Genomic DNA, 19,862 nt, shown 5'->3' with positions numbered 1-19,862 from the left:
GTGCTTGTACCAAAGTAATTTAACCAATTTACCAAGTTAAAACTTAAAAATTATTCCCACAGCCGCTCCTAAAGCCAAATAAACTACAGGATGCTTTCTAAACCGTTCCATTAGATAAATGATGATTACAAACAATATTATAGCCTTGAAATTGAAAATAGAAACAAAAGTTTGAGTTTCTGAAAGTCTTTCAAGATGAAACAAGGAAACTTTTGCTACTTCATACGCTGCTGCACCTATTAGACCAACTACCGCCGGTCTTAAAGCATAAAATCCATTTTGTATAAATGGCTTTTCATTGAACCTTTGAAAGTAATGGGCAATTATAGTAATAATTATTATTGAAGGTGTAATTATCCCCAGCACAGCTATTATACCACCAAAAATACCTCCCGAGTTATAACCAACAAATGTTGCTGTGTTTATTCCAATAGGTCCTGGAGTAACTTCGGAGATAGCTATATAATCTGCTAAATCATTAAGGGTTAGCCAATCATACTTGTAGGTTAGATCTTGAAGAAAAGGTATAGTCGCCAAACCTCCACCTATAGAAAAAAGTCCTATTTTAAAGAATTCAAAAAAGAGTATAATGTAATTCACTTTCTATCATCCTTGGACCCCTTTTGGGGCGGTTCTATCCTATTTTGCTTTATAATCAATCCGACTATGAAAGATGTTATCACAACTACAACTGGCGATAATTTTAAGAAAGCAACAACAATAAAGGAAACTGAAAATATAATTATACCTATGTAATCTTTGATGGACTTTTTCCACATATTTATTATAGCGTTCAACATGAGCGCAACTACCACTACCCTAATGCCGCCGAAAGCATGTTGTACTATTGTTAAATCTTGAAACTGTTGGAAAAATATGGCAATAATGGTTATTATTACGATAGAAGGAAAGACCATCCCTAAGGTTGCGAATATTCCCCCGATGATCCCTTTTAGTTTGTAACCTACGAAAGTAGCTGTGTTTATAGCGATTATTCCAGGTGTACTCTGACCAATGGCATAATAGTCGATTACCTCTTCATCAGTTGCCCAATTGTGTTTTTTAACGACTTCTTCTTGAATCATTGGTAACATTGCGTAGCCTCCGCCAAAAGTTAGGCTCCCGATTCGAGCAAAAGTTATAAATAAATTCCATAAATCTTTCATAGATACCGTTAGCTCCTTCTGTATAAGTTTTTTGAATTGTTTGTGTTCACATTAAAAAAGACTTATGTATAGTATCGAACAGACTATACATAGGCCTTATTTAGAAAGTATGTAATCGAATTAAATGGTCTTAAGACTTTCTAATACTAATTTTGTAGCTCGACAATCATCTTCGTTGTATTTAAAAATATTTTTCAAAGCATTTTTATTGCCATTCAAATAGCTTTTGTACTCAAGTATGACGGCAAAACCATTTAACTCTGTTTTCCAATTAAAACCAAAGTATTTACTTATATCTTTTAATGAATAAGAGACAACGGGTAAACTGTAATTTTTTCTTATTATTTCGTATAGATCACACGTTTTTGAGGAAATTTTACTTAATTTATCTCTCAATAGAGGATATTTAGATGAAAGTTTTTTTAAGGCTGTGAGATCATTTTTATCGTAATGCAATAGCACTTTGTCTTTTTCATACAGGAAATCTACCATTTTTGCAGCGATTTTGTATGTGTTTTTTTCTAAAAAGAAAGGAACGTAAGTTTCGTTTTCCAAAAATCCGAATAAAAAGTCTTTGTTTAAGTAAGTTTCTACGTCAAAGACTATATAATCTTGTGGAAAAGAATGCTCATCAATAACGTAAACTTGGTTTTCAATTAGAGATTTTAGATTGTATAAAGGTTTTTTGAATCTTTTGTCCAATTTTTCTATTTGATTGGTTTTTATAACTGTCAATGGTTCCAAATTCATATTTTTTAAATCCTCAACCATAGATTTACTTAAGTTAGGGACTATGGAATAATCTCCTTCCCTTAAAAATTCCAAATGGCATTGGTTTTTAATTTTGCAGAATTTACAATGTGGCCCATGGACTTTTTTAGTTGATTTAAGATCGTTAAGTTCTTTCGTTATCCATTTTTCTCTTAAAAGAATATCTGAAACATTTATTTCATAACTTCCATTGGATGTTTCTAAAACAATTCTTTTTATAGGTTCACCCTTATCTTTGAAATATTTATATACGGTATATATATGTAACCAATAAGATTTTTTAAAATTGTTCCCCATTCTGATGATTTTTACTACACCGTTGTTGATGCTTTCATAATTAGCTTCAACGTTCAAACCATTTATATTAATATCAAAGTATGAACCTTGTCTTTTATAGGTAGGAACGAAATAACTGCAACTTTTAAAATTTTCATAGTAAAGTAAATCCATTGTTTAAACACGCCTTATCTTAAAATTTATCCTTTGTATAATTTTTCCACGTCTCCAATTTCATAAAACAGTGCTGATAATGATTTTAAAAAACCTAGTCTATTGCTTCTTATAGATTCATCTTCAGACATAACAAAAATGTTATCAAAATATCTGTCAATATTTTCTTTTAAAGAGATTAAGCTTTCAATCGCCCCGTCGTAATCTAATTTTTTCAAACAGTTTTCAAATTGAGACTTCACTTCCAAATATTTTTGAAATAACGTTTTTTCCTCTTCTTCTACGAATAGTCTGCCATGATATTCTTGGGAATAATGGTTTTTTGAAATGTTGTTTACCCTTTGAAACGCTGTAATAAAATCTTGAAATTCTTCTTTTTTTATAAACTTATCCAATGATTTGGCAGCCAAGTAAGCTCTTAAAGGTTTATATACATTTATTAAAACCGAATTTATTGCCTCTGCGGATATGTTTTCTCTTTCTAAGATGGTTCCTAAACGGTTGGATAAGAAACTTTTTAACTCAACTTCTACAGGTTTTATAGATATGTTAGATTTCCCACTTTCGGCGAACACTTTTTCTGATAAGTCGATAAGTTCTTTAAGGTTCAGGTCCCATTCCATCGATATCAAAATTCTTAAGATTCCAAAAGCTTTTCTTCTCAATGCAAAAGGATCTTTTGATCCTGAAGGGATCTTTCCTATACCAAAATATCCGATTAGGTCATCTATTTTGTCCGCTATGGAGACGATATTAGCAACTAAATTTTGAGATATTTCATCATTTTCCGAAAGAGGTTTGTAGTGTTCTTCGGCTGTTAAGAAAACATCTTCATTTTCTCCTTTGTGTTTCAAATAGATCCTTGCCATAATTCCTTGCAATTCAGGAAATTCATATACAACTTTTGAAGGGATGTCAATTTTACATAACAAGCCGGCTCTTTTAACTACATCTAAATTTTCAAAACCAAGTTTTTCGGCAATTTTGGAACTGAGTGTTGATATTCGCTCACATTTTTCTCTGTAATTTCCTAATTCTACTTGATAAGTAATACTCTTTAAATCTTCAAGCCTTTTCTGTATATCCGTTTTTAAGTCGTCTGCATAGTAAAAAGCCGCATCGTCTAATCTTGCGTTTATTACTCTAGTATAGCCATTAGTAACGTTTCCTTTCCTGCCAAATCCGTCCTGGAAAGCTATGTATTTGTTGATTACCTTTCCATCTTTCATCGCCACAAAACTTCTTTGATGGTGTCTTACAGTGACAATGATGATTTCTGGTGGTAGAAAAAGATATTTTTCATCAAAACTTCCAACTACCCCTTTGGGGAATTCTGTCATTTTGGCAATTTCTCGAATTAAATCCTCGTGCTCTTCCAAAGAAATCTTGATATTATGTTCATCTTCTAGCTCTTGAATTTCTCTCTCTATTACTTCTATTCTTTCTTCATATAGAGGGATTACATAGTTCTTTTTTAATTCACTAAAGAAAGTTTGAGGATTTGTAATTATTATCTCTTCGCCAAAAAAACGATGGCCATAACTTTTGTTGGAGGATTTTTCATCGAATATTTCAAATTCTAGAATCTCTCTGTTGTACAAACCTAAGATCCAATGTACCGGTCTTACAAAGGTGTAGTTACCTTTTCCCCACCTCATACTTTTGGCAAAATTCATGTTTGTTATCAATTCTGGAATGATATTTTGTAAAATAATTTTGGTAGGCTCTCCCGCTTTAACAAACTCTATATATGCGTATTCTGCACCGTCATTATTTTCAAATTTTACATCTTTTACCTGAACACCTTGGCCTTTTGCAAAACCTTCAAGTGCTTTTGTAGGTTGGTTATTTTCATCGAAGCAAATCTTTTTTGGAGGACCTTTTCTTTTTTCTTTTTTATCGGGCTGTTTATCTGGAAGGCCCACGATGTAAGCTCCAAACCTACGAGGGGAAATGAAGATATTCATAGACAAAAAATTCAAATCATTTTTTTCCAAGGATTTTTTTAATCCTTCTTCCAATTGAGTTAGTATATTATCAAATTCTGATGGGGGTAAATCTTCAACACCTATTTCAAAAATTGCCCTATTCAACATCAATTACCTCCGCATTTGAACTGTCGATATATAGTTTTGCACAGCTTTTCGCCATATTCCTTATATCCAGTATGTATTGATGCCTTTCGTTAACTCCAATGGCATTTCTTGCGTCCATTAAGTTGAATACATGTGCTGATTTTGCTAAATAGTCGTATGCAGGTAAATATAATTGTTTTGCAATTAGCCTTTGAAATTCTTTTTTATACATATTGTAAAGTGTTTTAAGCATATCTATATCAGCTTCTTCAAAATTATAGTAAGAAAACTGCCTTTCGTTTTCTTTGTATATGTCTTTGTATTTTACATTTTTATTCCATTTAGTTTCATAAACGTTGTCGATATTCTGTAAATACATAGCTATTCTCTCAATTCCATACGTAAGTTCAACGGGAATATAAGTTAATGGGATGCCTCCCATCTGTTGAAAGTACGTGAACTGAGTGATCTCCATACCATCTAACCATACTTCCCATCCAACCCCCCACGCTCCTAAAGTAGGAGATTCCCAATTATCTTCTACGAACCTTATGTCATGTTCCTTAGGGGATATCCCTAAAGATTCCAAAGACCTAATATATAGATCTTGGACGTCTTTGGGTGAAGGTTTGAGAACTACCTGGTATTGATAAAATCGTTGCATTCTATTTGGGTTTTCACCGTATCTACCGTCTGTTGGCCTTCTACAAGGTTGAGTATAGGCAACTCTCCATTCATTTGCCCCAAAAGATCTAAAAAAAGTGGCAGGACTGTATGTCCCTGCCCCCATCTCTATATCGTAAGGTTGGTCTATAACACATCCAAAATCGGACCAAAATTTTTCTAAGTTCATAATCACATCTTGAATGTACAAATCAAATCCTCCATTCTTCCAGCAGAATTAATTGATTATTATTTGCAAGATTTCACTCGACGGAAATAAGCAGTGGATAATGTCTCTGCCCACCGTTGTGAATTTCTATCTCTATATTGGCGTATTTTTGGGTCAGATTTTTTACTAGTTGATCGATCTTTTCTTTTTTGGCACCTTCACCGTAAATTATGGTAATGATTTCATAACCTTTTTTTATTAGTTCCTCTAAAACTTTTTCCGTTTCTTTATAAACGTTCTTTCCATGAGCTTTTAACTCTTTTCCAAGAAATATCAAGTACTCGCCTTTTTTTATCTTTTCACCCTTAATGGTGGAATCCCTAACCGCATAAGTAACTTCAATCGGAACGATAGATTTAACGTATCCCATCATGGATTCTTTTAATTCTTCTTTGTCCATATTGTCATCGAAACCAAGTAAGGCACTTATGCCTTCTTGAATGTGTTTTGTAGGTAATATCAATATCTCTTTATCTGTTAACTCTGCGGCTTTTTCAGCAGCCAGAATTATATTTGGGTTATTGGGGAGTATGATCACCTTTTTTTGTGGAACTTTATTAATCGCATCTGAGATGTCTTTTACACTAGGATTAGTGGTTTGACCTCCAAAAATAACTTGATCCACTCCCAAACTTATAAAGATATCTGAAATACCTTTTCCTGGAGAGACTGCAATCACACCCCAATTTTTATTATTCAGATTATTGTTAACAGCTACTTTGGCTTGCTCTATATCGGCTGTTTTGCCCTCTTTTTGTTTTTCTATAATATGTTCATGTTGTGATTTCATATTGTCTATCTTTGTTTTGATCAATTCGCCATGTTCTAAAAACTTTTCAAAGACTAATCCTGGATGATTTGTGTGTATGTGTGTTTTTAATATGTCATCCTGATTAACTAAAACAATGGAATCTCCGAGACCTTCCAAAAAGCTCCTTATTTCTTCTAAGGTCTTTTTTTGTATAGGCTGTTTCTGGAATTTTACTATCGCTTCTGTGCAATACTGGTATGTTAGTTCTTCATAGGCTATTTCTGTTATTTGTTCAGGTGTGGCAGACTCTAATTCCTCAAGTTCTACTTCAATATCGCCGTGAAGTGCATCATTCATACCTTTTAAAATGTAAGCAAGTCCTTTTGCTCCAGCATCCACAACATTCGAATCGCGTAATTTTTTTAAATATTTTGGGGTTTCCTCTACTATTTCAAATGAATACTTTACTATCGCATCGAAAAAAACCAAAAAATCCTTTTCTTCGGACATACTTTCTTCCATCTTTTCTGACAATCTTCGAATTAAAGTCAGCATTGTTCCTTCAACTGGTTTCATAACGGCGTTGTAAGCTCTATCTTTAGCGTTTTGAAGGGCTTTTATAAAATCTTGGGTGTTGATTCTTTTCTTTTTTTCGAGAATTTCAGTTATTCCACGAAATATTTGTGACAAAATAACACCTGAGTTACCCCTTGCTCCTAGTAAAAGACCTCTTCTCAAACTTTCCATCATAGATTTCATATCGTTTTTATCTTCAACTTCATCCATACTTTTACAAGCTTCGAGCATACCTGCTAACATATTATTACCAGTGTCTCCATCTGGGACAGGAAAAACATTAAGGGCATTAATTTCATCTTTGTTTTTAGCTAATTCTGCTGCACCTTTTTTTAGAGCTAAATATAGGTCTTTTGCATACAAAAACTTGGGCATTCAACAGACACCTTCTCTCAATATTTCAAGCCAGATATGCTCACATTTACTTTGATATTATCAAAATTTAGCATAGATGTGACTCTATGGTGAACATTCTCTTGTATATTTTGAGCTACCTTTTTAATGGGAAGGCCATATTCAAAAACGAGGAAGAGATCAATTACTATACTTTCTTCATTTTCTGATACGTTTATTCCTCTATCTTCACTTTTTGACCAAAAACTTGATATCCTATCAAAAAAACCTTGCTTTCCAGAGATTTCAACCGTGCCGTAGGATTCGATAACAGCCTTATAAACCAATTCTTTTATAACATCGTTTTTGATATCTACAGTACCAAATTCTGTTTCTATTAACATGAGGTTCACCTCCGTAGTTTGTTATTTTTGCAAATTACTAACTATTGCGGAAAGGTATCCAACTACCGCTTCATAATCGCCGCTTATTAGGCCACTCGTAGTGTGGTCAATTATTTCAATATCAGTAAATCCTATACTTAAAAGAGCAGCCACGGGACCGTATCCACACATACTTATATTATATCTTCTTATTGTATCATACATTTCTTGCAGATTCATATTTTTTAATGTTTCTATAACTTTTTCATCTTTTAGCAACGTCTTTTCGTGACTTTCGTAATGATTCATGTCAGAAGAAGCTATGATCAAATCTCCTTCTTCTATGATGTCTGCTAAAATTTCTCCAAGGTTTTTGGAGGTTTCTAAACTTTGATCCATCATACAGATAGGTACAATTTCAAAATCATTTCCTATAGCATACTGAAGAAAAGGTAGTTGTACCTCTAATGAATGTTCTCTCGAATGTGCAGATTCATCGTTATAAATGTCTAACTCTTTCAAAATTTTCCCTGCGGTTTTTCCGTCAACATTTATCGTTCCCAAGGGAGTTTTCCAACTACCGCTTGTGAAAACTGATATTTTAGAACCTAATCCTGTATGATTAGGCCCTAATAAAAATACTCTTTTTGCTATACCTTTCTCAAATACCTTTTTGTAAGCTTTTGCTGCTGTTTCTCCAGAATATATGTAACCAGCATGAGGTACTATTGCTCCCATAGGGGGAATTAATTTTTCGGTATTTACTTTAAAACTATCACCAAAAAAACTTTTTAGAAGGTTTTTTAATTTTTCTGGATTCGAAGGGTAAAAAGTACCTGCAACCACAGGATTTCTAACCTTCTCCATATTTCGAATCGCCTCCTGAGAGACAGATGTTTCAAAAATAATTATCAATTTCAGGTTTATTAGATACTTCAGCATGTATGAGTATAACTAAATCGTATACATTTTCTGTTTTTTCATACGAAGTGAACAACTGTCCTATTACTGGTATTTCTTTAAAAATAGGGATGCCGGTTTCATTTTCAACTATGCTGGTAAAATTAAGCCCACCTAATTTTATAAAACCACCGTTGGGGATGATAAATTTACTGTTCATATTTCTTTCATCAACTATGTTTTTATCTTCGTTTTTCAATTCGCTTATGCTTATATCTAATTCAGTGTTGACCATTTTTGTAATATTGTCATATTCACCACTTACTTCCATTATAAAACCTGATTCTATTTTTGATACTATCTTACCTTCCTCATCGAATACGGGAACCGACAAGACGGATTTTATTGATGCTCGCCCACCTTCATTAACGTATATTACTGGTTTTGATATTAACGAAGCCTTATCTTTGCTACCATTTATTATACCATCAAATTGTAAAGTTAATAAGTAGAGCTCTTCCACAGAGAATCTATCCACATTTTGTCCAGAGAAAACGAAAATCTCGTATTTTAATAGTTTTTTCTGTTCATAAAATCTAAGGGTATTATGCCCGATATTCTCATACCAAATGTCTTGGGATACCAAATAAGGCTGTAACGATGACATATCTAAATTAAAGTCATTGATGGTTACCTTTTTATCGTTTTCAAAATCTGATATAACGTTTATAGATTGTGCTTTTGCTACCAAGGAAATTAACTCTTTTAACGAAATTTCAACACTGCCCTCTTCATAAGGAAATGAATCCAGAATATTTTTCAAAAAGCTTGTTTTGGATTCTTCGTATTCCAACATATATAGAACATAATCTTCCTGCTCTGTAATATTTGAAAATTCGATATTCTCCTGGATTAAAAGTTTCTCAAAAATTGTACTCTTTTCAAAAGGAATGGTAACGAGTTCTTTGTTAATTATAGGTTTAAACATTTCAGGTATAATTTGGGGTTGAACAAGTTCATTTATTTTTTGGGCTATTTTTATAGATTCACTACTTCCCATTAAAAAGAAATGTTGTTCGTCTAACTTGTAAGTCTTTACAGGTAGAATCTCTTCTAAAAATGTCATGTCGTAGACGGAGGTTAAAACAACATAACTTTCATCTTCGTAATTTTCTTTCTTTTCAATAGGAGTGGATGGTTCGCTAATTTCTTGTGGTGTTATAGGTAAAACATCTTTTGTTTCTGGAATTTCGTTCAAATAATTTATCAGTTCGTTAATTTGGTCTTTTTCGCCTTCTCTGGCAAGGATTGCGTAGTAATTATCCTCAAAAAAGGCTACTTTACAATCAAAGATTTTTTCTAAACGGGTTAGGTCATACTTTGATTCAAAGAAAAGCAAATATTCTTGGTTTCTATCTAAAGAATCTTCTTTTGAAGAGGCTAGCATAAAATTGGTTGAGGAACTTTCTTCAGAGATATTTTCATTTTCAATGAATAAAGGCAGATCATTTTCAAACGCCGAAGCTTGTTTACCTACCAATACTGTATCTTCATCGTAAAAAATTGCGTTTAATGAATAAACTTCATTCAGCATTCTTAAAAAATGTTCTATGTGTATTTCATTTGAATTTATAGCGAAAAAAGTGTCGGGCAATTCTTCCGTTTTTATCCAATTCCAGCCAATGTAAGTAAACAACAAGTCTATAGCATCATCTAACTTTATTTTTTCAAAGTTTATCTTTTGAAAAGTGTATGGTTCATATCCATAAAAAATTATCCTATCGTCCTTTATTTCTAAATTGTTCATTGGATAAAGAAATTTGATCGTAATTACATTTTTTAACGAAGAGACTTCTTTTACAGGTCCTTTACTAATTTTGTAATTAGCTTGCTCAAAGATTTCCCCTTCGTAAAAAAGTTTGTAAATGGTCTTTGAATCGTTTGAATAAATTTCAAACTTACTTTGCGTTTCAAAAAATACAATATTGGCGTTAATGGATGAATCATAATCTATGAAAAAACCAAAGAAAAATGAAGGTAATAGTAAAAAAATAAAGAAAAGAGCTTCCTTCGGTTTCGGCATGAGACCCCCTCAAAATATTCCCTTATTACTTCAATTATACCATAAAAACTCAGAAACTCTGTTTAATAGTCTTTCACCCTGTAACCCTTTTGAAAATGAAAAACGCCCATTTGGGGCGTCTTTAATTTTTTATTTTATCATTAGCTTTGTTATGAGTTTTGCAAATGTAGCTTTATCTTCGATTTCTAATCCTTCAAGTAACAAAGATTGGTTGTAAAGTAATTCAGCGTAATCTTTAATTTCTTCTGAGTTAGGATCTTTGTGGTATATATCTGTTAATATTTTAAATACTTGATGATCAGGATTTAGCTCTAAGATCTTTTCAGCTTCAAAGGGTAGTTGCTCTAGATTTTTTAAGGTCTTTTCCATGTTCAAGGAGATTGCTTCGTTGGCACTTACTATACATGCCGGGGATTCCTTCAATTTATCTGTTAATCTAACATCCTTTACTTTGTCTTTCAGATATTCTTTTATTTTTTGGAGCAAGTCTTTGTTTTCTTCTTCTTTTTCTTTAAATTTCTCATCTATTTTTACATTTGAACTGCTGATCGATTTGAATTCTTTTCCTTCGTAGTCGTGCATCAATTTGATGAGGAATTCGTCTATTTCATCTGTTAAATACAACACCTCATAACCTTTTTCTTTGAAGGATTCCATTTGGGGCAGATTTTCAATAATATCTTTACTTTCCCCTACAGCGTAATATATGTAATTACCTTGATCTTCTTTCATTTTTGAAATATATTCTTTAAGGGTTACCATATTTTTATCAGACGTGGAACTTTCGAATAAAAGCAGATCTTGAACTTTTTCTTTTTCTTGTATATTCTGATATAATCCTGCCTTTATAACCTTTCCAAATTCTTTCCAAAATTCCACGTACTTTTCTCTTTCGTTTTCAAGTTTTGATTTTAAAGCGTCTAATATCTTTCTTTCAATATTTTTTCTTATTACTTTAAGTTGCTTGTTTTTCTGGAGTATTTCTCTTGAGATATTCAAAGAGAAGTCGGGAGAGTCCACCAATCCTTTAACAAAACCCAAATAATCGGGGAGAACTTCTTCACAGTTTTCCATTATAAAAACGTTCTTTGAATAGAGGTTTAAGCCCCTTTTGTAATCTTTACTGAAAAAGGTAAACGGCAACTTAGAAGATATATAAAGCAATGCGGTGAATTCAACCGTAGTTCCTTCAGCTTTGAAATGAATAACATCGAAAGGATCGTTCCAATCGTAAAAATGTTCTTTGTAGAACTCGTTGTATTCGTTTTGAGATATTTCTTCTTTGTTTTTGTTCCATAAGGGAACCATCGAATTAAGTATTTTATCGGTTATCTTCTTTTTACCTGCTTCTACTTCTTCTTCCCATTTCATTTTTATGGGATATTTTATATAGTTGGAGTGTTTTTTGACTAATTCTTGAATTTTATATTGGTCCAAATAATTTTCATCCTCATCTAAATCGTCTTTCAATATTAAGGTAATCTTAGTTCCTCTATTGGCTTTTTCACATTCTTCAACTGAATAAGTTCCTGTTCCATCGGATTCCCATCTTACACCTTTATCTTGATCCCACTTTTTTGTTTCTACAATAACTTTTTTTGCAACCATGAATGCGGAATAAAATCCAACACCGAATTGACCTATTAGGTTTATTACAGTGTTTTCAGATTGAGCCTGTTTTAGTTGGTTCAGAAAGTTTTTGGTGCCTGATTTTGCAATAGTTCCCAAGTTTTCGATTACCTCTTCATAAGACATTCCGATACCGTTATCTTCAACTATCAAAGTGTTGTTACCTCTGTCTATTTCAATCCTTATCTGCAATTCAGTATCATTTTGTAGAACGCTAGGGTCTTTCAAAGATAAGAATCTGATTTTATCAAGCGCATCTGAGGCGTTAGAAATCAGCTCTCTTAAAAATATATCTTTGTGGGTGTAAATGGAATTTATTATTAGATTGAGTAATTGTTTTGTTTCTGCTTGAAATTCTTTTACTTCCGGCATTTATTTTTCCCTCCTGTTTTTTAGAATTACTTGCCTTAAGAAGCTCTAACTAATATATAATTATATCGAATCTTTTTGAAGGTTAATTTTCTGTTTTTTTATTATTTTTATATAAAGAACTTTATTGAGCTCACAAACTCATTTTATTATGTAATCGATTTTGATATATTTTTTGTAAAACTATAGTATTTTTGAAAGTAATTTGATAAAATAACACTATGCACTGAATAAAGCATTTTGGGAGATGGTTTAGTGTTTTTTTGGAAATTTGCCCTTCGCAATTTTTTTAAGAGATGGCAAGTAAGCATTTTGCTAGTGTTAGGGGCTATCATTCCTTCTTTGTTAACTGTTTCTTCTCTTTCCCTTAATGACTCAATAGTTTCATATAGAAAAACTCAAGTGGAAGTTAATTTTGGTCAAGCGGATGCCTTTGTTGTTAATAACAGGACATCACTATTTCTCTCTTTTCCCTTGTCACAAATGATATTAGATGATCTAAAAAGCAATCCCCAAGTAAAAAACATTTTACCGGCTTCAGAAAGTTTCGGAAGAATAGAAAATAATGGTCGTTTTTTGGAAGTTTTGGTTGTTGCGGTTGAAGGAGAAGATCTTTCAAACTTTATAGGTCAAAATATTGATTTAAGTCCAGGTAAAGTAGTTGTCTCTCAAGAGATAGCTAACGAAATTGGAGTTAATGAAGGAGAAACCATTGTAATTCATATGCCGGGAGGTTCAAAGAATCTAGAGATTTCTCATATTGGTGAGAAAGGTTTTTTGAATTACCGAGGAGAGATGGCACAATATCCGGGATCGGTTTTTGTTAATGTATCGGATTTCAAAGGTAATACAGTTTATCCTTCAAAGGCGTATGTGGATTTTGTTGAATCCGAAAATGTAGATATTTCCAATATTTCCCTTCCTTCAAATTTAGAGATTAATAATATAAAAGAAGATTTTTTGAATTCCCCAGTAAATGAAATTCTGGGATATATTGTTTTTGCCTTTAGTTCTTTTTCAATATTGGCGGGTTTAATATTAGTTATCGTTTTCGGGAACAATTTTGCAAACGAGCAAGAAAAAACTGTAGGTATTTTAAGAATTTTAGGTTTTAATAGATTTAAGATCTTACTTCTTTTCTTTATGGAAGCTTTGTTATATTTTGGGATATCTTCAGCAATAGGAGTTATTTTGGGGGCGAAAATAGGAGCTGTTCTATTAAATCAACTTGGTGAAATTGCATCAGGTCTAACTTTCGAAACTTTGGGAAGTTTTACAGTCGTTCCTTATGAATTAAGTGTTAGAACAATAATATTTGGTTTATTAATAGGTATTGTAATACCATTGATCATTTTTATTATTAAAGGGTTACAAATTTCCAACAACTCTCCTGTAGAATCCTTGAAAAAAGATGTGGAGGCATATGTGCCTCATGGTATTAACGGATGGTTTTCTCTTCTTTTTATTATATCTGGTGTTCTTTTAATGTCCTTTGCAAATGAGTTTGAAATCCTGGGATTAATTTTGATTTCAGTGGGATTAGTATTTGTATTCAAAAACCCCTTGTTTAATGTTGGGTTATCCGTTTTTCTTATGATCCTTAGTAAAACATTTTTTTCTCTCTCTTCGGGAGCATTATCTTTTAATTTTATTTTTCAAAGATCTTTTTTATTCGGTTTCATCGTTGTTCTTTTTTTTACTTCTATAATTCCAATTTTAAAAAGGTTTTCTAAAGTGTTTTCCTCAAAGAAGAGTGTTCCTTTTCTTTTGGGATTTTCGTATGTTGAAAGATTCCCAGTTAGAGTTTTAATGCTTTCTTTAATGTTTGGTATAATTATTTTTGGTTTGATTGTTATTTCTTCCATACCAGCGAATTTGGTTAGGTTTGTTGATACTTCTATGCAAGAAGGATTATTTGGATATAATTTTTTGGTTGTATCAAATCCTATAAAAAACCTATTTTTTTCTGATGATATAGCTGTTTATGAAGGGATAGAAAAGCCAACAAAGGTTCAAATTGCCATTCTCGATTCACAGATTATAGCTTTTGTAGACAATACTTTTCTTGAATCGGCGATAATTCCATCGGAATCAGTAACAGATTGGAGAGAGGAACTGAAAAGTAAAAATACCGTTCTTTATGGAAAATTTAGTGATGAAGAACAAATTCCAGAGTACGTGAAGGGTAATCTTTCCTCCATTACACCCTTAGGTGGAGTATCTAATGTTTCTTACGATGTCGTTGGTTTTTTTAACTTAAAAGATATTACAATTCCTGTAAAATATGTAGCAAGTATAGTATCCAAACCTAATAGCGTAAAAAGTGTCGATATACTTTTAGGGAATGTGCCTAAAGAAAATATTGACGAAGTCAAGCAGAAATATATGTCAACTTTTGATTATCCTATTTTTATAGAAGAGGAATTACAGACTATTTATAATGGGATAGATGGTATAATTTCTCTAGCAACTGGAATGCTTTATCTTGGATTGATTAGTGGATTTTCAGGACTGGCACTGTACTCTGTAAGATCATGCATAATTCGCCAAAGAATAATCGGAACTCTAAGGGCAATCGGTTCAAGTTCAAAAGATATAACCAAGGGGCTTCTCATTGAAAATTTCAGCATTGTTTCCGTAGGAGCTTTCATTGGTCTTGTTGGAGGTTACCTAGTCGCGAAGGATATTATTTTCGCCATCTTTCAATTTTTAGGAAATGTTGATTTTTATTTTCCTTTGTTGAATGTAGTGGGAATAATTGGAATGGTGTATTTAATCACTTTTCTAACCTTGATGATACCTTCGTTTTTAATAACTAAAATCACACCGGCAGACAGTTTGAGGGAGATTGGATAATGGAAGTTGAGAGCAAAAATAGCGCTTTGATAAAAGCAATTGAATTGTACAAAGTGTACAACGACAAAAGAATAAAAGTAGAAGCTTTAAAGAACGTTACCTTAACTATAAAAAAGGGTGAATTTATAGGTATATTAGGGCCTTCAGGTTCAGGTAAAACGACCTTGCTTAATTGCCTTTCCGCAATTGATAATCCTACCAGCGGAGAGATTTACTTTAAAGGGGTTCCATTCCAAAATTTGAAAGAAGAAGAACGGACTTCCTTCAGAGCCAAAAACATGGGTTTTGTGTTTCAATTTTTTAATCTTATTCCGGTTTTGACGGTTTTAGAAAATGTCCAATTGCCTTTGTTGATCTTAGGAGAAAAGAACAAGACCTCAAAAGAAAAGGCTTATGAAGTTTTAAAGAAAGTTAAGCTTGATAATAAAGTAGAACGATTCCCCTATGAGCTATCAGGTGGAGAGCAACAAAGAGTTGCTATTGCAAGGGCTATAATACATTCACCAGAGGTTATATGGGCTGACGAACCAACTGGAAATCTTGATACCGAAAATGGTGAAATAATAATAGAACTGTTAGAGGAGATAAGAAAAGAAAAGGGAACAACACTTGTGGTAGTTACCCATGATTTGAATATTGCAAAAAGAGCCGATAGAATTATTCAAATTAGAGATGGAATTATACAAGAAATTTAATTCTTTGATGAATTTTGATATAATGTAAGAAGAGGGGGTTGTAGCGCAGCGGGAGCACGTTGCCTTCGCAAGGCAAAGGTCGTGGGTTCGAATCCCATCAACTCCACCATATTGAATTAGCCGCCTCACCCTCGGCGCCTAAATTTCCCAAATTTTTCTCCCTTCTGTCGAAAAAACTTCTCATAACTCTAAAATACATAGGAGAATGTAAAATATGTCAATTATAATAGACAAGGAAAGAGGAAAGAAGGTCGCGGAACTCCTCTATGATTCTTTTTCTACCACGGGTATTCATGGAAGAACTGATATGCCGGAAGATATAACGCCCAATAGGGTAGTAAGAGGTTCTCTTGATCATATACTCTTTTTGACACTCACCGTTTCTATCGATTATCAAAGGGATGCTCCATCATTATGGGAGAGTTCGAGAAGAACTTTTGATGACCCAGAAACAAGATATTTATTCGATCCAAAACTATTACATGAAACCCCTCTCAGAAAAATAATTGAAGATATGCAAAAATACAAATTGTCAAAGAAAACTAAAAAAGACGCTTACATTTGGCGAACAATTGGGATTACTTTTTATAAAAAATGGGAAGGCGATCCATGCAAATTTCTTAAAAACTGCAACTGGGATTCATCCCTCATTTTGAACCGCCTAAGAAACGATACTCACTTATATAATGGAAGATTAGTACCAGACTATCCATACTTGCGTGGACCTAAAATAGGACCATTGTGGTTGAGGATGCTTAGGGACAATGTGGGCATAACACATTTAAGAAATTTGGAGGAAGTGCCTATCCCTGTAGATATACATATAGCAAGAGCGACATTAACTACTGGAGTTGTTAGAGGACAATTCAAAGGTAAATTGGGTGAACTATTTAAATATATAAGAGAAGCATGGTTTGAAAGTGTAAAAGGGTTGAGTATTAAGAACAGACCAATGATTGCTTTAGATGTAGATGAACCACTTTGGCACTTGTCTAAATATGGTTGTTCAAACCGAGATAAGACGACAGGCTATTGTCCACTCCTTAATAGATGTGAAGCGAGAGAATTTTGTATTAAAGGGAAAGTTAAAATAGAAAATAGGATAGTAGAGTTGGAAACATGAAAACACTATGTGTAGTTCCATGTGGAAACAAGAAAATATGGGATAAGAATCCGAATGCGGGACCCACCAAAGCAAAATATGTGTATATTGGGCCATTTGCTAAAAAGTGTAGAGAATATGCCATGAGGTTTTACCCTTCTTCATGGTGTATCCTATCTGCAAAATATGGATTTTTATTCCCAAATGATATAGTTCCCGGGCCTTATAATGTAAGTTTTAATGACAGAAAAGCAAATCCAATAACTACAAAGGAGCTTTCTGCTCAAGTGAAGGAAAAGGAATTGGATAGATATGGACAAATTGTAATCTTAGGTGGAAAAAACTATGTTGAAATGGCTAATAGAGTTTTTTCATCAAAGGAAATTCTTACCCCACTAAGTAATTGTAAAGGAATAGGATATATGATGGGTAAACTTAACGATGCAATTAAAAAAGGGGTTCCCTTATAACCTATACACATTGCATAACAAGATGTAAAAGCCAACACTTTGCTCCGTCCAAATTCGGCTTCGCCGAACTTCTGCTACACCGAAAACGTTATAATGAGATTCTATCGGATGCTGAAAAAAACTTCAAAGGTGATATGAATGGTTGATAACAGTAAGATTGAGAAAGATATAAAAAATTACTTTAAAGAAGTTTACAGTATATACTCACACGGAGATTATACGGAATGGACTTACAGAACTCCGTTTGAAAATTTTATTAAAGGATTAAATCCAGATTATAATCTTACTCAGGAACCAAAAAGAGCTGCTGGGCTTGGTGCACCTGACTTTAAGGCGTTTTATAATAACCGAAAAATTGGTTTTATAGAAACAAAAGACCTTGGAGAAAATTTAGATAAAATACTCGAGACAGACCAACTTAAAAAATATATTGAAAGTATTGATAATCTAATACTCACTAATTATCTTCAATTTGTTCTCATTAGAAAAGGGCGCAAGGTTTATGATTGCAATCTTTTCATGCTTTCCGATTTGGATAAAAGAAATTTATCTATCTCTAAAGAAAAAATCGAAACATTTGTCTCTCTCATAAATGAATTTTTTGAGTATAAACTACCAACAATAGTATTAGCTGAAGAACTGGCTGTAGAACTCTCTAAAAGAGCGAAATTATTGAAGGAACTGGCTAAAGACCAACTTTTGAATGATTTGGAGAAGATTAAAAATAATGAATCTCCTTCATCAATCTATGATTTTTATCTGGGTATAAAAGAACTCATCAAAGATGTAGAATTAGAGGATTGTGCAGATGCCTATGCCCAGACCATCACCTATGGCTTGTTTTTGGCTAAGAGAAGTTGCCGAGGTAAATTAGATAGAAGAACCGCATCATACTATATCCCTAAAAATGTTGGTGTGATTAAACGCATCTTCTTAAATATTTCTGGTGAAGAGTTTCCTCCAAATATCTCATGGATTGTAGATGACATTATCGATATACTAAATGCTGCAAAGTTAGAGGAGATTCTAAACAAAATTGATAAGCGTGGCAAAAAGGACAAAGATCCAATAATATTTTTCTATGAAGATTTTTTGAATTATTATGAGCCTGAGAAGAGGAAAGATCTGGGAGTTTATTATACACCTCGCCCTGTTGTAAACTTTATTGTAAATTCTGTACATTCAATTTTGAAGAAACACTTTGATAAATCATTGGGTCTTGCAGATGACAGTGTAAATGTTCTTGACCCTGCGATTGGAACGGGAACTTTTTTCTGGATAACTTTTCTTGTTGCATTGGGAGAGTTAAAGAATCAAGGGTTAAGAGGTATAATTTTTGATAAAATCGAGAATCACCTTCTAAAACATTTTTATGGATTTGAAATCTTAATCACGCCGTATGTAATCTCCCATTTAAAGATTACAGACCTACTCCAGAGATGGCATTACAGGTTTAAAGATGACGACAGAATACAAGTTTACCTTACAAACACATTAGAACAATCAGAGGTTCATGATCCTTTACTATTCATGAGGGAAATAACAGAGGAAAGCAGAATTGCAAATCAAATAAAGACGGAGAAGCCAATTCTTGTTTTAATAGGTAATCCACCTTATTCTGGTATATCTGCCAATAAGGGTAAGTGGATTGATGATTTGTTGAAAAAAGGCTATACACGAGCAGATGGAAGCAAAGATGATGGTTATTATACTGTAGATGGCAAATCCCTTGAAGAGAGAAAACTCTGGTTACAAGACGATTATGTCAAATTCATAAGATATGCACAGTGGAAAATAGATCAAAATGGTGAGGGTGTTGTAGGTTTTATTACTAATCACAGTTATCTTGATAACCCTACATTCAGAGGGATGAGGGAATCCCTACTGCAAAGTTTTGATAGAATCTTCATCTTAAACTTGCATGGAAATTCTTTAAAAAAGGAAAAATGTCCTGATGGCGGCAAAGATGAAAACGTTTTTGATATACAGCAAGGAGTTGCCATTGGAATATTTATAAAAAATAAAAATTTAGGGCAGAAGAAAATTTACTATACTGACCTGTGGGGATTAAGAGACTCTAAATATCATTGGTTAGACAGGCACACAATAGATAATGTTAAATGGCAAGAAGTTAAGCCTATTTCACCATTCTATTTCTTTGTTCCAAAAGATACCACATTTGAAGAAGAATATAATAAATTCTGGAAAGTTACCGATATTTTTCCTGTAAATTGCACTGGAATTGTTACAGCACGGGATAAGTTTGTGATCGATTTTGATAAAGATACTCTGAGAAGACGAATTGAGAGGTTTAGAGACCTATCCATACCAGATGATGCTTTTAAATTAAAAGAAAATTAT

Annotated in this window: 15 protein-coding genes and 1 tRNA gene; 6 read left to right on the top strand and 10 right to left on the bottom strand. The window is 32.9% G+C overall.

What is annotated here, in order from left to right; genetic code table 11:
- Positions 1–36: 36 nt before the first annotated feature.
- The 10 genes from X925_RS07050 to htpG form a co-directional block, all read right to left on the bottom strand.
- The gene (locus tag X925_RS07050; RefSeq protein WP_121959550.1) at positions 37–600 is read right to left on the bottom strand and encodes a chromate transporter; all 564 of its coding nucleotides are present in this window, start codon (positions 598–600) and stop codon (positions 37–39) included.
- Positions 597–1,166: a chromate transporter gene (locus tag X925_RS07045; RefSeq protein WP_121959549.1), complete on the bottom strand. Its 570-nt coding sequence runs from the start codon at positions 1,164–1,166 to the stop codon at positions 597–599. Before X925_RS07045 ends, X925_RS07050 begins: the two co-directional genes overlap by 4 nt.
- Positions 1,167–1,286: 120 nt before the next feature.
- Positions 1,287–2,387, bottom strand: a complete 1,101-nt coding sequence (locus X925_RS07040) for a TM0106 family RecB-like putative nuclease (RefSeq protein WP_121959548.1) — start codon at positions 2,385–2,387, stop codon at positions 1,287–1,289.
- 26 nt (positions 2,388–2,413) lie between these two features.
- Positions 2,414–4,483: a glycine--tRNA ligase subunit beta gene (gene glyS, locus X925_RS07035; RefSeq protein ID WP_121959547.1), complete on the bottom strand. Its 2,070-nt coding sequence runs from the start codon at positions 4,481–4,483 to the stop codon at positions 2,414–2,416.
- Positions 4,473–5,336: a glycine--tRNA ligase subunit alpha gene (locus X925_RS07030; RefSeq protein ID WP_012208911.1), complete on the bottom strand. Its 864-nt coding sequence runs from the start codon at positions 5,334–5,336 to the stop codon at positions 4,473–4,475. Before X925_RS07030 ends, glyS begins: the two co-directional genes overlap by 11 nt.
- 52 nt (positions 5,337–5,388) lie before the next feature.
- Positions 5,389–7,056 carry a DAK2 domain-containing protein gene (locus tag X925_RS07025; protein WP_121515056.1) on the bottom strand — a complete coding sequence of 556 codons (1,668 nt, stop codon included), beginning with the start codon at positions 7,054–7,056 and terminating at the stop codon, positions 5,389–5,391.
- Positions 7,057–7,073: 17 nt separating this feature from the next.
- Positions 7,074–7,418, bottom strand: coding sequence for an Asp23/Gls24 family envelope stress response protein (locus X925_RS07020; RefSeq protein WP_012208909.1), 345 nt, complete (start codon positions 7,416–7,418; stop codon positions 7,074–7,076).
- A 21-nt stretch (positions 7,419–7,439) separates the two neighbouring features.
- A complete protein-coding gene (gene amrB / locus X925_RS07015) occupies positions 7,440–8,264 on the bottom strand; it encodes an AmmeMemoRadiSam system protein B (RefSeq protein ID WP_012208908.1) in 825 nt (274 codons plus the stop codon).
- A gap of 31 nt (positions 8,265–8,295) precedes the next feature.
- Positions 8,296–10,380 carry a hypothetical protein gene (locus X925_RS07010; RefSeq protein ID WP_121959546.1) on the bottom strand — a complete coding sequence of 695 codons (2,085 nt, stop codon included), beginning with the start codon at positions 10,378–10,380 and terminating at the stop codon, positions 8,296–8,298.
- A 129-nt stretch (positions 10,381–10,509) separates the two neighbouring features.
- Positions 10,510–12,381, bottom strand: coding sequence for a molecular chaperone HtpG (gene htpG / locus X925_RS07005; RefSeq protein WP_121959545.1), 1,872 nt, complete (start codon positions 12,379–12,381; stop codon positions 10,510–10,512).
- A gap of 252 nt (positions 12,382–12,633) precedes the next feature.
- Here htpG and X925_RS07000 point away from each other — a divergent pair, with 252 nt between their 5' ends.
- The 6 genes from X925_RS07000 to X925_RS06975 form a co-directional block, all read left to right on the top strand.
- Positions 12,634–15,234 (top strand): ABC transporter permease, encoded by a 2,601-nt coding sequence (locus X925_RS07000; protein WP_121959544.1) that lies wholly within the window; start codon positions 12,634–12,636, stop codon positions 15,232–15,234.
- The gene (locus tag X925_RS06995; RefSeq protein ID WP_121959543.1) at positions 15,234–15,929 is read left to right on the top strand and encodes an ABC transporter ATP-binding protein; all 696 of its coding nucleotides are present in this window, start codon (positions 15,234–15,236) and stop codon (positions 15,927–15,929) included. Before X925_RS07000 ends, X925_RS06995 begins: the two co-directional genes overlap by 1 nt.
- A gap of 34 nt (positions 15,930–15,963) precedes the next feature.
- Positions 15,964–16,038, top strand: a tRNA-Ala gene (locus X925_RS06990).
- Between the two features lie 105 nt (positions 16,039–16,143).
- Positions 16,144–17,052, top strand: coding sequence for a hypothetical protein (locus tag X925_RS06985; protein ID WP_121959542.1), 909 nt, complete (start codon positions 16,144–16,146; stop codon positions 17,050–17,052).
- Positions 17,049–17,501 (top strand): DUF6884 domain-containing protein, encoded by a 453-nt coding sequence (locus tag X925_RS06980; protein WP_121959541.1) that lies wholly within the window; start codon positions 17,049–17,051, stop codon positions 17,499–17,501. Before X925_RS06985 ends, X925_RS06980 begins: the two co-directional genes overlap by 4 nt.
- Before the next feature lie 138 nt (positions 17,502–17,639).
- The coding region (locus X925_RS06975; protein WP_121959540.1) for an N-6 DNA methylase at positions 17,640–19,862 on the top strand (2,223 nt) is incomplete at its 3' end.

This window comes from Petrotoga sp. 9T1HF07.CasAA.8.2, from assembly GCF_002895585.1.
Taxonomy (GTDB): Bacteria; Thermotogota; Thermotogae; order Petrotogales; family Petrotogaceae; genus Petrotoga; species Petrotoga mobilis.
This window is presented reverse-complemented; position numbering and strand designations above follow the sequence as displayed.

Coding starts and splice junctions, on each gene's coding strand:
- X925_RS07045 (WP_121959549.1), bottom strand. CDS start 1,166: ATGAAAGATTTATGGAATTTATTTATAACTTTTGCTCGAATCGGGAGC.
- X925_RS07040 (WP_121959548.1), bottom strand. CDS start 2,387: ATGGATTTACTTTACTATGAAAATTTTAAAAGTTGCAGTTATTTCGTT.
- glyS (WP_121959547.1), bottom strand. CDS start 4,483: ATGTTGAATAGGGCAATTTTTGAAATAGGTGTTGAAGATTTACCCCCA.
- X925_RS07025 (WP_121515056.1), bottom strand. CDS start 7,056: ATGCCCAAGTTTTTGTATGCAAAAGACCTATATTTAGCTCTAAAAAAA.
- X925_RS07020 (WP_012208909.1), bottom strand. CDS start 7,418: ATGTTAATAGAAACAGAATTTGGTACTGTAGATATCAAAAACGATGTT.
- amrB (WP_012208908.1), bottom strand. CDS start 8,264: ATGGAGAAGGTTAGAAATCCTGTGGTTGCAGGTACTTTTTACCCTTCG.
- X925_RS07010 (WP_121959546.1), bottom strand. CDS start 10,380: ATGCCGAAACCGAAGGAAGCTCTTTTCTTTATTTTTTTACTATTACCT.
- htpG (WP_121959545.1), bottom strand. CDS start 12,381: ATGCCGGAAGTAAAAGAATTTCAAGCAGAAACAAAACAATTACTCAAT.
- X925_RS06995 (WP_121959543.1), top strand. CDS start 15,234: ATGGAAGTTGAGAGCAAAAATAGCGCTTTGATAAAAGCAATTGAATTG.
- X925_RS06985 (WP_121959542.1), top strand. CDS start 16,144: ATGTCAATTATAATAGACAAGGAAAGAGGAAAGAAGGTCGCGGAACTC.
- X925_RS06980 (WP_121959541.1), top strand. CDS start 17,049: ATGAAAACACTATGTGTAGTTCCATGTGGAAACAAGAAAATATGGGAT.